Consider the following 13,104-nt stretch of genomic DNA (forward strand, 5'->3'; position numbering starts at 1 on the left):
CGGCCAGATAGGAGGCGCTGTCCCACATGGTGGTGGAGGGATATTTGTTGACCGCATTCACCAGGCCCGTCGTGGGCTGATAGTTGGAGACGAAATACTGCCAGGCGTTTTTCGCGATGGTCATCTCTCGGACCGTCAGCTCGCCGCTGCGCGGGGAGTAACCTGATGCAGGGAGCTCGGTGTCCGCACGCACGGTCGATAACGCCAGCCAGCAGATCGTTATTCCCGTGAGCAGGTGGAAAAGGATCGGGGATCGTGGCTTCATGGCGTTGCTCCTGCTGAGGGGGATGTGTAGAGGCAGGCCAGACAGAGCATCTGGCCATGCGCAATGTAAGACAGACTTTCCAGCACAATGGCGTTGGTATCGGCATCCACGACGCCATTGACGCTGTTGTTGAGATTTAACCCGCGCTGCCAGCCTTTACCCGGCACCTGAAGGGCCAGAACCTGCTGGCGCAGCGCTTCGCTCCAGCTGTTGCGGAACAGGGCATACCAGGCAAACGCGGTGCGGGTGGAGGTAATCGCCACTTTCTCCGGCACCTCGTCGCGCAGGTTACGCACCTGTACCGGCTGCCTGTCCGGCAGATCGTTAACGTAATCCGGCGCGGGTTCGGCATAATCCGTGCTGATCGGCGGTTTTGGCGCGTGCAGGCCGTGGCGCCGCTGCTGGATCTGCATAATTCGCCACGCAATTTCAGCGCTCTGCGCATCAAAGCCCAGCTCAAGACCGGTTAACAGGTAGGGGAGACTGATCAGCGAGGTTTGCTTGCCCCAGGGCGTACGTAGCCCTTCATCGGGCACCATTACGCCATCCAGATCGATCATCTTTTGCCCTTCAGGCGGGTTGGTCACCGCGAGTCCTGCCGCGCTGTCAATCAGGCGCAGCGTATGGCTGGCATAGAGACGGTAGCCAAAGCTGTCCCGCTGTTCATCATCGGTCAGCGTCCAGTGATGGAGCGGCACGGCTGCCTGACTTTGAGCGCTATTTTCAATCAGAGCGCCGGTGTTCCAGAGGCTAAACAGATCGTGGATAGCCGCCGCGTGCTGGGGATAGCGCCACAGCAGGGTCTGTAATGCCGTCAGCAGCCGGCTCAGACCGATTGCGGAGGCGTCAGGCTTGCCCAGAATCTTGAGCGTGTCCGCATGGTAATAGGCGGCGGGGAGACCTTTGTCATTGAGCGGCAGTTGCCCCAGCGTGAACACGGCGGTGCTGACCCTCTCGTCAAACTCATCGGCGGAAATAATGTTGAGCTGCTCTGCGGCAGCGGTCGCAAAGAGGTAGCTTCCCACGCTCCAGAGGCTCAGCCAGGGTTCACCGTCGCTGGCGTTCGCCAGCCCGTTTGGCTGAGTATTATTCACGTAGTATTGCCAGGCGACCCGCGCCCAGATGGCTTCGTCATAGGTCAGCGCCCGTTTTGTGGGCAGCGGCGGAAAGTCTTTACTGAGCGCGATGCCGCCGCTGCTTTCCACGCGCGTGGGCATCTGTTTCTCCACCCAGACCACAATGGCAAAGCCGATCAGGAAGCCGAGCAAAATGGTGAGGTAGCTGCGCGCGGGCAGCAGGGCATCACGTATCCTCATTGGGTGACCTCGTCCTCTTCAGCGGGCGTCCACATGGCCGCGAAAATCAGCGGCAGCATGGCGGCGATGTTCACCCCTCCCCAGAAAATATTGATGACATAGCCGGAGGGGTCGTCCACCTGTCCACGCGCCACCTGGATACCGCCCCAGATAAGCCCTGCGAGGGTGAGCACCACGATGGCAATCTGCGGCTTCACCAGGTAGAGAAAACGGCCCGTCTGCCGCTCTTTTGGCGTGACGTGAAATTTGATCTGTTCGCCCCGCAGCACCGTATTGAGCGCGCGCAGGTTCATGGAAAAGAAGGAGAGGTATGAGGCCCTGCCGTCCCAGGCCGAGATCCCCCAGGTGCCGAACATAAAGGCCAGCTCTGAGAAAATAAAAAACGGGAGAAAATGCAGATAGAACGGCGTCGACCAGGCGGACACCGGCGGAATGCCGGTGAACAGATAGATAATGGGTGAAATCAAAAACACCGTGTTCCATACGCAGGCCATGTATGACCAGAAGGTGGTGGCATACATCAGCGTCTGGGGCAGAGAGAGCCTGAAGCGGCGACGGCTGAAGATGTTGTCATGAAACAAAATATCCAGCGAGCCGGCGGCGTACTTAAAGCGCTGGATCATCCAGGTGAGCATATCCTGCGGAGAGAGCATCTTCGACTCAACCCGCGGATGCATAACCGAGCGCCAGCGTCGTGCGGCGTCACCGTGCAGCAGCACTGAGGTGTAAATATCTTCCGAGACGTGGAATTTGTAGGGGGTCAGCTCGGTGTCAAACGCCACGTGCGGACGCATTGCATTCTGCAGTGCGTCCCGGGTCTCCTCATCGCGAATATCGCGCGTGTGACGATGGATCTCCTCTTCGACGGACCAGACATAGCTTCTCAGCGCGGCCTGCATGACCGCCTCGCGACGGTGAATGGACGCCGCACCGCAGCAGAAAGCCGCGTTCGCCCAGTTGCGCCGCCGCAGGATCACGTCATAGAACATGCGCGGATCGTTAAAAAACGGGTCGCGGCCTACGGTGACCGGGCCAACACACTTTTGAATCAGCCAGCCCAGACCGTAGCCCACTTTTCCGGCCTTTCGCTGGCCCCAGCGCGACAGATTTTCCCCTTCCGGAAGATCGAAGAACCACTGCGGCGTCTGCACCCAGGCCACGTCCGGGTCGCGGAAGTAGCCCAGCGTATGGCTGAGCAGGGTGGGAAATACCCGGGTGTCGGCGTCGCAGATAACAATAAAATCGCCGTCGGTTTGCTCAAGGCCGTTGCGCAGGTTGCCGGCCTTAAAGCCGATGTTGGTCTGGCGAGTGATATAGTTAACGCCTTCCTCTTCACAAACGGCTTTCATCTCCGGGCGGCGGCCGTCATCAAGCACGTGGATCCGGTAGTCAATCGGGAACGGGTACGTCATCTTCAGGGCATCGCGAATGGACAGCCTGACCAGCTCGGTGTCTTCCGAGTAGGTGGCAATGAACAGATCCACCTTTACGGGACGGGGCTCAACGGCCTCCTCAGGCGACAGACATTCGTTAATTTCGCCGGGCGGCGGACTTTGAGGAGGATCCTGTTCTTTCCACAAATTGATGGTAAACAGCACGGTGCCAATCCACGCCAGGGTTTCGGCGAGGACCAGCGGAATGGCATACCATAATGCGTCAGTATTCAGGGAGGCGGTCCAGCGCCAGTAAATATAATTGGCACCCAGAATAAGCGCCGCGACCGCCAACACCTGCCAGGTCATCATTACCCAGCGCGGTGTTGTTAACGGTTCCGGAGGACGACGATGTTCAAAACGGGAAAAATAAAAATCCATAGTTCCGGCGTTCCTGATTCCGTGAAAAATGCAGACCCATTCTGCTGCGCAGACAGTTGCCCAAAAGCGAAAGAAAATAGCGATTAAACAAGATTTAAGATAAGTGTAGAACGCCGAATAAAAGTGTCCAGCCACGTTTTTATTAATATTTAGCAGTGGTTAATTCAGCTTAAATTCTGCTTAATATCTTTCATCTGCTGACGATAAATTGCGGTTACTATTCCTTTAGGCTATCTACTTTATTTAGACCTTAATTTTCGTTTTCAGGCAAAGGACACCCTATGAGCCATGTTGCGCCGTCGGTAGAGCAAGAAGATGACGCTAAATCAACAGCATGGAGGTATGCCGTTGCAGGTGCCAGGGACCTGAGAATCGACTTTATGCGCGGCATTGCCCTCGTCATGATGGTCGTGGCGCATACGGAGGTGATGTCGGTATTTAATATATTCTCCTGGGAGCGTTTTGGGTTAACAACCGGTGCAGAAGGTTTTGTTATTCTCTCGGGGTTTATGCTGGGCATGCTGAACCGCGCGCGTTTGCAAAAAGTGGTTTTGCTCACGGTTTCCTGGGGGCTTTATCTCAGGGCGTGGAAAATATATCGTGTAAATATCATTATCATAGTGTCCTTTATTCTCCTGGCCTATATCCCGCATATTAACGTTTTCGAGGTCACCCATTTTACCGACCGTTTTTCGGGTGAAAGCTGGTCGCTTTATCCTGTTACGCCGCAAATTAAAGAGACCTGGTTCAACATTATCCTCTATTTGCAGATCGGCCCTCATCAGACGCAAATTCTGGGGCTGTATATCTTTTTGCTGCTACTCAGCCCGCTATTTTTGGGGATGCTGCAGAAAGGAAAGGTCTGGTGGCTGCTGGGGCTGTCGCTGCTGGTGTACGGCTTGTGGCAGCGCTGGCCGCTTCGGCTGACGCCGTCGGAATTCGAATTTGCCTTCCCGCTGCTCGCCTGGCAGTTCATCTTTGTGCTGGGCATGGCCAGCGGCTGGTATAAAGCCGAACTGCTCTCTTTCGCCCGGACGCCTCCGGGGAAAGGGGTGGTAGTGGCGCTGGTTATGGTGTCGCTGGTGCTGGGATTTGTCGCCCAGAACCATACCAACCCGTTTATGCCGCCCGCGCTGCTGATGCACGTCATCCCGCCTGACAGCTTCAATTCGTTTTATCACACCTGGGCGGCGAAGAACGGGCTGGGCCCGGTGCGGGTGTTAAACGATATCGCCCTGATGGTCACCGTCTACCTGGTGCTGACGTATTGCTGGACGCCGCTCAATCGCCTGCTGGGATGGTTCCTGATCCCGCTCGGCCAGCACTCGCTTTATACCTTTATTTTGCATGTGTACGTGGTGCTGCTGGTGAGCCAGTTCATCACCTTCGACTTATGGCGTCATGCCTGGATAGAGAACACGTTAGTGCATGCGGCGGCACTGGGTATTTTGTGGCTGATGGCAAAATACGACGTCGGCGCACGCTGGATACCTAACTAAGGATGGCGGTTATGCGCGAAAAATGGCTTCTGGCGGGCGTGCTGCTCGCCGCGATACCCGCCGCGGAGGCGGCGAAAAGCAGTGAAAATGAATCCCTGCGCGATAAGAACGGTGAACCCGTTCAGGCAGGCGTCTTTACCAGCCGCTGGGGGCGCCTGTTCTCGGGTAACGACAAGAAATTCTCAGGTGCGCTGAGCTTTAGCTCGGGACTGAAAGAGCAGTGGATGAGCATTCCGAACAGTTCAGACACCGCCACGGAAAAGAAAAAGTTTAACCAGACGCTAAATCTCAGCCTTCAGTATTCCCCCTACAGCTTCTGGTTTGCCAACATTACGTCCCGACTGCCGGTCAGAGACACCAGCCGCTACACCGCCGATTTTCGCTACAGCTTCGGCTACGATGACTGGCACGCCAACACGGTGAGCCTGGTTTACAGCAACTACGGCGATAACCACTTCTGGACGTCGGGCAGCCGGAGACATACCTATTTCGAACAGGGCGCCTTCACGCTGGCCTATAAGTTTTCGCTACCGAAACCGGTCGAAAACACGCTCCTGATTAATAAAGGGGATTCCATCATTTGCCAGGTCGGGTACAGCTGGGTGCCGCGCTACTACGACCTCAGCAGCGATGACATTCGCAAAAATAAAAACGTTATGCTCGGCGGCTGCGGCTACACCTTCAAACAACATTTCTTCGTTCGCGCGACGGCATTCTGGTTCCCGGACAGCAGCCAGCAGCAGCCCTGGAACGGCGATTACAGCTACAGCTTCGGTTATGCCGGCTATACGCCGGGTTCGTTCTCCATCCAGTACGCGAACTATGCGGGAACGCGCTATCCGGGGCACGGCAACGGGAATGCAAAATTCAGAGAAGGGACCGTGAGCCTCATCTGGTTCTTACCGCTTTAGGAGGGATGTATGTCAGCGCTGCACGTGTTAATCGTTGAAGATTCGCTGATTTATCGTCGGTTACTCTCCCGAATGCTCACCCAGTGGGGGTATATCGTGAGCGAGGCGGAAAACGGCGTCGCCGCGCTGGAAATACTGTCCAGCCAGCCGATCAGCATGGTGATAAGCGACTGGGACATGCCGGAAATGGACGGACTCACGCTCTGTCAGACCATCCGCAACCGTCAGTTTGGCCACTACGTCTATGTCATTCTGCTCACGGCACGCGAAAATGCCGGGGATTTAACGCAGGGCTTTGATGCCGGGGCGGACGACTTTTTAAGCAAGCCGGTCGAGCAGGATGAACTGCGGGCGCGGCTCCACGCCGGGGTCCGTATTTTGACCCTGGAGGCGACCCTCGCGGCGCACAACAAGCGCCTGAGTGAAGCGTTGCATCAGATTGAACAGGATCTTGAACTCGCGGCGCGCGTTCAGCACTCGGTGCTGCCTTCGCACCGCTTACGTTTTGGGAACTACTTTTCCGACTGGCTTTTCATGCCGTCTGCGTGGGTCTCAGGCGATGTGTTCAATATTTTTCCACTCGATTCTCACATTGGGTTCTATTGCGTGGATGTGTCCGGGCACGGCGTGGGTGCCGCGATGATGTCCCTCGCGGTGGCGCGCCAGTTCTTACATGGTCGGGTGGTAGACCGTTTTTTGTTTACCGATCGGGGCGGCATTCAGTCGCCTGCGGAGGTGATCAGGATCCTGAACAGCCGCTTTTGCAGTGAAGAGAGCGACATCACCAGCTATTTCACCATCATTTACGGCGTGATTGATCCAGAAAGTGGGAAGGGGTTGTTGTGTCAGGCCGGGCATCCAACTCCCGTCATTGTGAACGCAAACAGCGCCGTCACGTCCGTGGGCGATGGCGGTCCGCCGGTCGGGCTGATGCCTGACCTGAGCTGGGAGGACGTCGCGTTTACCCTCAATCCGGGGGATCGCTTATGCTTATTCAGTGACGGTATCACGGAGTGTGAGAACGTCAGCGGCGAGCAGTTTGGCCCGCAGCGTCTCGAACGCTGGCTTCATGAGCATGTCCGGCTCCCGGTTGACCAGCTCCTGCCGCGGTTCGGTGACCACCTGACCGGCTGGCGCAACGCAAATCGTGATGAACCGACCGCCTTAACCGATGACGTTTCACTGCTCGTGATCGAGCGTCAGGGAGAACAGAATGATTATTAACACCGAACGACTACCGCACGCCAACATTCTCACGCCCGCGGTCCGGCGGCTGGATGCCTCCGTTGCCGCGACGTTTAAAGCGTCCGTCACGGAAGAAATTGGCGACGATCGCAAGGCTTTGATTGTCGACTTCAGCAAAGTGGATTTTATCGACAGCAGCGGGCTGGGAATGCTGGTGTCGTTGTTTAAGCTGATGAACGGGAAAGGCGACATGGCGCTGTGCTCCCTGAACCCCGGGATAATGAATATGTTCACCCTGACCCGCATGGATCGCATATTCCGTATCTATCCGGATAAAAGCAGCGCGCTTGCGCAGCTGGGGCAGTAGATGCAGACGCCGGTGCAGGCAGAATTTCCGGCGGTGCTCGGTTCCCTGACGCCGCTGGCCGGCTGGCTGGAAGAGCGGCTGAGGGCGCTTCCCGTAGATGACGAGTGGCGTTTCGCGCTCGATCTCGCCGTCTGTGAGGTGGCGACGAATATCATCCGCCACGCGCTGCATGAGGATGCCTCGCGCGCATTCAGCGTACGGTTCGACATCCGCGACAGCGATGTCTGCATTGTTTTTACCGACGCGGGTGACGCGTTCCCGCTGGAGCGGCTTGAGGCCGCCAGGCGAGACCGTTTTTGTGAAATCTTGCCGCTGCTGGAGAGCGGCAGGGGGCTGATGCTCATTTTACTGAGCGTCGATCGTTTCACTGTGGAACGCGTGACGGGTGAAAACATCGCCACGCTTGAAAAGAAAATCAGCGTATGACCCGCGGGCCATACGCGCGGTGTTTTTATTTAGCGTTGCCAGCAAACAGCTCCGGCGCCCACGGACGCGGATCCACCTCCATAAACGGCGCACGCTCGAAGCGATCCTTCAGCGCCCACGGCACCGTGCAGTCGAAGATCGTCTTGCAGGAGATACCGTTTCCGCGAATCGAGGTGCTGTAATCCGGCGACTGGGACGGATCCAGCTGGTGGCCGCGGATGCCAGGAATATTGGTGATGCTGACATCGCCCTGCATGCGGGTGGTCATCGCCCAGAGGATGTCGTCGCTGTCGAAAATATCCACGTCTTCGTCGACAAGAATAATGTTTTTCAGCTCCGAATAGGTGGCCAGGGCGATAAGCGCCGCCTGGCCCTGACGTCCTTCGTCTGACGGCTGGCGTTTTTTCACCTGCAGTATCCCGAGGAACTTGCCGCCGCCCGCGGTATGGGCATAGACGTTTTGCAGGAAGCCCGGAATCGCCTCCTCAACGGCATTGCGGATGCTGGCCTCCGTCGGCAGTCCGGCCAGCGTGGTATGTTCTTCCCCCGGTCCCACCAGCGTTTGCAGGATCGCGTGGTTTCGCATGGTCACGGCTTTCACTTTAATCACCGGCAGGGAGGGGTTCGCCTCGCCGCAGTAGCCCGGGAACTCCGGCATCGCGTGGCCGGTGTTGGTATGCTGATCCTCTCTCACGCGCACGCCCGGCAGCAGTTCACCTTCGATGATGATTTCCGCCCGCGCGATGGCTTTCTCTTTGACCGCCACGCCCTTCACCAGCTCGACCGGCTGCTGGCGCAGCGCCCCGGCGACGCCCAGCTCGTTGTAGCCAAACGGCGTGGTGGGGGCCTCAAAGCACGCGCCGATGTAGATGGCGGGGTCGAGACCCATGTTGATCGTCACCGGCAGTGGTTTTCCGGCATCTTCCGCCTTTTTTCGGAACACTTCGATATGGCGCCCGGCGGCAAGGAACATGGAAAGCTCGTCGCGCTCCTGCACGCAGAGGCGGTGAATGGTGACATCCGTCAGCGAGCTGTCTTCCGGATCGCTTGCCAGCACCAGTCCCAGACAGAAGAACGGACCCGCATCAATCGGCGTGTTGGTCGGGGCCGGAAGCAGCTTGCGCAGATCGAAGTCAGGATCGTCAGCGTAGAAGACCTGTTCCTGACATGGAGCCTGCGAGGCCGGAACGACAACCGGCGCAACCGGCTTTTTCACCGCCTGGCCGACGTGTTTTGCCAGTTCAGAAGGCTCGCAGCCTAACAGCAGCGCCGCGCGCTCGCGGCTGGCGTGCATGCCCACCAGGATGCGGGAGTGCGGATAGCCCTTAATGCTGTTGAACATCATGGCCGGGCCCGTGCGGGTCGGACGTTTGACCGTGCCGCCTGCGCCGATATGGCGATAGACGCCCGCCAGTTCGGCGTTGGGGTCGACCGGACGATCGGTTTCAATATACTGCCCGTCGTGGCGCTGCAATAAGGCGATGGCGCTGCGAAGATCGTTAATCTTGTTTTCCATATTTTCCTCCCTCGGTTGAATCCCTCCATTTTTATGGCAAGGACCAATAGCATCAATTGCATCATTACTGTTAAATTGATAATGAAATTTATATCAATACAGGGAGACGTCTCGTGCAGTTTCGTCAGATGCGCCACTTCATCGTCGTGGCCGAAGAGCTCCACATGCACCGGGCCGCCGAGCGTCTGAACATGGCGCAGCCGGCGCTGAGCCAGCAGATAAAGGCCCTGGAAGAACGTTTAGGCGTCACGCTTTTCAGCCGGGCGAACCGCCGCTTGACCCTGACGCCCGCGGGCGAAGCATTTCTCGTGAAAGCCCGGCTTGCCATCTCGCTGACCGAACAGGCGATGCTGGACGCCAGACAAACGGCACGGGGCGAGCAGGGTGTGTTAAACCTCGGGTGCGTGTCGAGCGCGATGTTTGACGGCAGGCTGCCCGCCGCGCTGCGCCAGATGCACACCCGCTGGCCGGCCATTACCATGTCCCTGATGACCGGAAACGTGCAGACACTCTACGCCGCCGTGCAGAGCAACCAGCTGGATGTGGCCATTATCCGCGCGCCGCTGCCGTCGCTGCCGGACGATCTGCAAAGCCGGCCGTTCGCCTCGGAGAAAACGGTGCTGGCGCTGTATCGTCAGCATCCGCTGGCCGGCTCCGCCGCGCTGACGCTTTCGTCGGTGAAAGACGAAAAATGGATCTCCCTGCGCGATCCGGAGGGAATGGGGCTGGAGCAGTACTTCTATGACGCCTGCAGCGGAGCGGGCTTTCAGCCGGACGTCGTGCAGAACGCGACCGACGTGCCCACGGTGATAAGCCTGGTTTCGGCGGGGTTTGGGCTGGCGCTGCTCCCCTCGTCGGCAAAGGCGGTGAGCGTCGAGAATGTCGTCTACGTGGACATACTCGACCGGCTGCGGGAGAGCGAACTCACCCTGGTTTGCCACCGGATTATTCGCTCAGAGGTGCTTAAAAAGTTTCTGGTTACGCTCGATCACACCTGACGTCCGGCGGCCCGCAGCAGCTGTTCGCGCAGCCAGGCATTCGCCGGATCCTGGCTGTTTTTCGGATGCCAGTACATGTTGATGGTAATCGGCTGGAGCGGCAGAGGTGGTGCAAAGAGATCCAGCGTGCTGGCAAACTGATTCAGCATCCGTTCCGGCAGGGTGCATACCAGGTCCGTACCGGCAATAAGTGCTGGCGCCACGGCATAGCTCTGGGTGGACATGGCGACGTGTCGCTGGTAGCCCAGCCCGGCGAGGGTTTGGTCAACAAAGCCGCTAAACGGATCCCCCGCCGACGACACCACCAGATGGGAAAGCGCGCAGTAGCTATCCAGATCTAACGGACCCGTTCCGCGCGGATGGCCTTTACGCTGGGCGGTGGCAAACGCGTCGTCGAGGAGTTTGCGCCTCACCCATCCCTCATGGGCACCTGCGCTCACGCCAATGTAGATATCCACATCGCCGTTTTCCAGCTGCTGCGGCAGGTCAGCTATCTCCGGCAGGGCGAAGCGCAGGCGGATACCGGGGGCATCGGTTCTAATCTGGTTAAGCAGCCCGGTGCCGAGCATCAGCGCCGGATTCTCATGCAGCGCGATTACAAAGGTCCGGCTGCTGGTTTGCGCATCAAACGCGGTGGGTGCAAACATCGCGCTGATGCCGCGCAGCACGCTTGCCACCTGCGGCCTGAGCGCTTCCGCTCGCGGCGTGGGCAATACCCCGCGTCCATGCGGGGAGGGAATAAACAGCGGTTCGCCAAACAGCGTGCGCAGACGCGCCAGACGGGCGGACAGCGCAGGCTGGCTGATGCCCAGCCGCGCGGCCGCATGGGTGATATTCCTGTCCTGAAGCAGGGCGTCCAGGGTCAGGATCAGGTCTATGTCCATATCAGAGATGGGCGTCATCTTATTTCGCGCTGCTGGCGTCACGGTTGGTATAGGTCACAGGGACCCAGGCATAGCCGCCTTTCGCGCCTTTCGTCACATAGCCGATGCCCGGGAAAGGCAGGTGCGGGGCGGCAACCAGGTCCTTGTTTTTCACAAAGTCAGCGAACGCATGCTCGCGAACGGTTGCCGCTTTGTTCTGATCTTCATCGTAGGTGATGGTCACCGCAGGCTGCGGGAACTGAACCGCCGCGGCATGAATGATGTCGCCGACAAAGGTGATCTTCTCGCCTTTACTTGTCAGCGTGTAGAAGGCTGAGCCCGGCGTGTGTCCGGGATGAACCGTGCCGGTCAGCCCCGGTAGAATCTCCGATGTGCCGCTAAACGGCACCACTTTTCCCGCATCCAGATAGAGTTTTAAGGTCTTCTGCGCGACGTCAAAGTAGTTCTTGCCGTAGCCGGTTTTCTTCTGGTTGTCGTCATTAAAGAAAAAGTCGATATCCGGTTTGCCAACGAAAACGCGCGCGTTGCTGAACACCACTTTTCCATCCTTCACCAGGCCACCGGCATGATCGGAGTGGGCGTGGGTCAGCAGGACTTCAGTAATGTCTTCGGGTTTTATCCCCTGCGTGGCGAGGCTTTCAACCAGACGTCCGCCGGTATCAGGGCCAAAGAGCTGGCCCGAGCCGGTATCCACCAGGATTTTATGTCCGGGTATCGCAATCAGAAAAGCGTTGATGGAGACCTCAGCCGGGTTGGTCTGAAAGTTTTTCGCGAGCAGCGCATCAATGTTTTGCGGCGTGGTCCGGCGCAGCAGCTTGTGCAGATCCTGCGCGACGGTCCCGTCGGTAAACGAGGTGACCAGAACGTCGCCGACCTGCACGCTGTAACCGCCCGCCGGTTGTTTAACGACGTGCTGGGGCGTCTCCGCCGAGGCCTGGAGCGCAGGGTAAAAAAGCAGTGAACTGGAAATCAGCGTGGAAAGAGCAAGTTTTTTCACGGTAAGCATACGAGTCTCCTTTGTAAGTGCTCATCTTACTGCTCCGTAAAATTATAAGAACCTGCCCAGAAATGATAGGACCTATAAACGGGATGGATAGGAAACCGAAGGGCCGGGAAGGCGCGCGATAGCTTTCCCGGCCCGTAGACATTATTTTTTCAGCGGTACGTTCCAGCTGTCCGGCGTGGCTTTGGACCATGAGCCATAAGCGGCATTAGGCAGCACAATCCAGTCGTTGCCGAAGCGTTCGGCGCTGGCTTCAACCAGCTCACGCTGCTGCTCGCTCGGCTTTTTGTTTTTAAACTGCACGGCGAAGTCCGGCAGGCTGTCGCCGAACAGCATCACGATCTGCTGCTTTTTGAGGATGCTCTGGCGACGCTCTTCCTTGCTGACCGTATCCAGCAGCACGCTTTCGTCAGATACCTGCGGCAGGCCGAGAGCGTTTAACGTCTTCAGCGTGTCGGCTTTGTTTTCCTGCATACGATCCGAAACGTAGTAGATGCGGACCTTGCTTTGATTCACGTGCTCAAGAAACGCTTTCGCCCCCGGAATTAAGCCGGGTTTTCCCTGTTTCTCCCAGTCGCTCCAGGTGTCCCATTTCGTATAGTCGTGACACTGCTCCATGTCGCGCACCAGCAGAGGGGTGTTATCCAGTACCGTTTCATCCAGGTCCATTACCACGGCGTAATTTTCGGGCGTTTTCAGATCCTTTAACTTTTCGTTGAAACGCTCGGTGGCAAACCGATAGGTTTGCAGCTGAAGGGCCATAATCTCTGCCGATTTCTGCTGATAGCGCAGCGCCATTTCGTACGCTTTCGGTTCACACAGGTCGTGCTCCGCGGCCGTCGCCGCTGCCGTTGCACTCAAAACAGGTAATGCCAGCAGTAATGCCTTAGCCATTGAATTCACGCTTCTTTCCTCAACAC

At 57.7% G+C, this 13,104-nt stretch carries 13 protein-coding genes; 6 read left to right on the forward strand and 7 right to left on the reverse strand.

Annotated elements, in window-relative coordinates; all coding sequences use genetic code 11:
- From ACWYRJ_RS13200 to ACWYRJ_RS13210, 3 genes are all read right to left on the reverse strand, one after another.
- On the reverse strand, positions 1–265 hold a 265-nt coding region (locus ACWYRJ_RS13200), incomplete at its 3' end, for a DUF3131 domain-containing protein (protein ID WP_455508041.1).
- Positions 262–1,581: a DUF3131 domain-containing protein gene (locus ACWYRJ_RS13205; protein WP_223582333.1), complete on the reverse strand. Its 1,320-nt coding sequence runs from the start codon at positions 1,579–1,581 to the stop codon at positions 262–264. The genes ACWYRJ_RS13200 and ACWYRJ_RS13205, both read right to left, overlap by 4 nt.
- Positions 1,578–3,395: a glycosyltransferase family 2 protein gene (locus ACWYRJ_RS13210; protein ID WP_223582331.1), complete on the reverse strand. Its 1,818-nt coding sequence runs from the start codon at positions 3,393–3,395 to the stop codon at positions 1,578–1,580. The genes ACWYRJ_RS13205 and ACWYRJ_RS13210 overlap by 4 nt, the downstream gene beginning before the upstream one ends.
- Positions 3,396–3,676: 281 nt before the next feature.
- Between ACWYRJ_RS13210 and opgC the strand changes: the two genes are divergently transcribed.
- Genes opgC through ACWYRJ_RS13235 form a run of 5 tightly spaced genes read left to right on the forward strand, consistent with a single transcriptional unit; the run spans position 3,677 to position 7,783 of the window.
- Positions 3,677–4,894 carry an OpgC domain-containing protein gene (gene opgC / locus ACWYRJ_RS13215; protein ID WP_455508042.1) on the forward strand — a complete coding sequence of 406 codons (1,218 nt, stop codon included), beginning with the start codon at positions 3,677–3,679 and terminating at the stop codon, positions 4,892–4,894.
- A gap of 11 nt (positions 4,895–4,905) precedes the next feature.
- Positions 4,906–5,805, forward strand: coding sequence for a hypothetical protein (locus ACWYRJ_RS13220; protein WP_143345136.1), 900 nt, complete (start codon positions 4,906–4,908; stop codon positions 5,803–5,805).
- Positions 5,806–5,814: 9 nt separating this feature from the next.
- Positions 5,815–7,029, forward strand: coding sequence for a PP2C family protein-serine/threonine phosphatase (locus ACWYRJ_RS13225; RefSeq protein WP_455508043.1), 1,215 nt, complete (start codon positions 5,815–5,817; stop codon positions 7,027–7,029).
- Positions 7,019–7,357, forward strand: a complete 339-nt coding sequence (locus tag ACWYRJ_RS13230; RefSeq protein WP_023292380.1) for an STAS domain-containing protein — start codon at positions 7,019–7,021, stop codon at positions 7,355–7,357. Before ACWYRJ_RS13225 ends, ACWYRJ_RS13230 begins: the two co-directional genes overlap by 11 nt.
- On the forward strand, positions 7,358–7,783 hold the full coding sequence (locus tag ACWYRJ_RS13235; protein ID WP_455508044.1) for an ATP-binding protein: 426 nt from the start codon (positions 7,358–7,360) through the stop codon (positions 7,781–7,783).
- 25 nt (positions 7,784–7,808) lie between these two features.
- Here ACWYRJ_RS13235 and ACWYRJ_RS13240 read toward each other — a convergent pair whose 3' ends face one another.
- Positions 7,809–9,299, reverse strand: a complete 1,491-nt coding sequence (locus ACWYRJ_RS13240) for a UbiD family decarboxylase (RefSeq protein ID WP_455508045.1) — start codon at positions 9,297–9,299, stop codon at positions 7,809–7,811.
- 113 nt (positions 9,300–9,412) lie between these two features.
- Between ACWYRJ_RS13240 and ACWYRJ_RS13245 the strand changes: the two genes are divergently transcribed.
- The gene (locus ACWYRJ_RS13245; protein WP_455508046.1) at positions 9,413–10,297 is read left to right on the forward strand and encodes a LysR substrate-binding domain-containing protein; all 885 of its coding nucleotides are present in this window, start codon (positions 9,413–9,415) and stop codon (positions 10,295–10,297) included.
- Here the strand turns inward: ACWYRJ_RS13245 and ACWYRJ_RS13250 are convergent.
- From ACWYRJ_RS13250 to ACWYRJ_RS13260, 3 genes are all read right to left on the reverse strand, one after another.
- The gene (locus ACWYRJ_RS13250) at positions 10,288–11,199 is read right to left on the reverse strand and encodes a LysR family transcriptional regulator (protein ID WP_455508047.1); all 912 of its coding nucleotides are present in this window, start codon (positions 11,197–11,199) and stop codon (positions 10,288–10,290) included. The two genes, ACWYRJ_RS13245 and ACWYRJ_RS13250, sit on opposite strands and share 10 nt — an antisense overlap.
- Position 11,200: 1 nt before the next feature.
- A complete protein-coding gene (locus ACWYRJ_RS13255) occupies positions 11,201–12,187 on the reverse strand; it encodes an MBL fold metallo-hydrolase (protein ID WP_223582325.1) in 987 nt (328 codons plus the stop codon).
- Between the two features lie 141 nt (positions 12,188–12,328).
- Complete coding sequence (locus tag ACWYRJ_RS13260; RefSeq protein WP_223582324.1) at positions 12,329–13,087, reverse strand: 5'-nucleotidase, lipoprotein e(P4) family; 759 nt, start codon at positions 13,085–13,087, stop codon at positions 12,329–12,331.
- Positions 13,088–13,104: the final 17 nt, after the last annotated feature.

This window comes from Enterobacter sp. (assembly GCF_977039595.1).

Excerpts from the sequence above, each read along its gene's own strand:
- ACWYRJ_RS13230 (WP_023292380.1), top strand. The coding sequence starts at position 7,019 with ATGATTATTAACACCGAACGACTACCGCACGCCAACATTCTCACGCCC.
- opgC (WP_455508042.1), top strand. The coding sequence starts at position 3,677 with ATGAGCCATGTTGCGCCGTCGGTAGAGCAAGAAGATGACGCTAAATCA.
- ACWYRJ_RS13210 (WP_223582331.1), bottom strand. The coding sequence starts at position 3,395 with ATGGATTTTTATTTTTCCCGTTTTGAACATCGTCGTCCTCCGGAACCG.
- ACWYRJ_RS13235 (WP_455508044.1), top strand. The coding sequence starts at position 7,358 with ATGCAGACGCCGGTGCAGGCAGAATTTCCGGCGGTGCTCGGTTCCCTG.
- ACWYRJ_RS13240 (WP_455508045.1), bottom strand. The coding sequence starts at position 9,299 with ATGGAAAACAAGATTAACGATCTTCGCAGCGCCATCGCCTTATTGCAG.
- ACWYRJ_RS13255 (WP_223582325.1), bottom strand. The coding sequence starts at position 12,187 with ATGCTTACCGTGAAAAAACTTGCTCTTTCCACGCTGATTTCCAGTTCA.
- ACWYRJ_RS13225 (WP_455508043.1), top strand. The coding sequence starts at position 5,815 with ATGTCAGCGCTGCACGTGTTAATCGTTGAAGATTCGCTGATTTATCGT.
- ACWYRJ_RS13205 (WP_223582333.1), bottom strand. The coding sequence starts at position 1,581 with ATGAGGATACGTGATGCCCTGCTGCCCGCGCGCAGCTACCTCACCATT.
- ACWYRJ_RS13250 (WP_455508047.1), bottom strand. The coding sequence starts at position 11,199 with ATGACGCCCATCTCTGATATGGACATAGACCTGATCCTGACCCTGGAC.
- ACWYRJ_RS13220 (WP_143345136.1), top strand. The coding sequence starts at position 4,906 with ATGCGCGAAAAATGGCTTCTGGCGGGCGTGCTGCTCGCCGCGATACCC.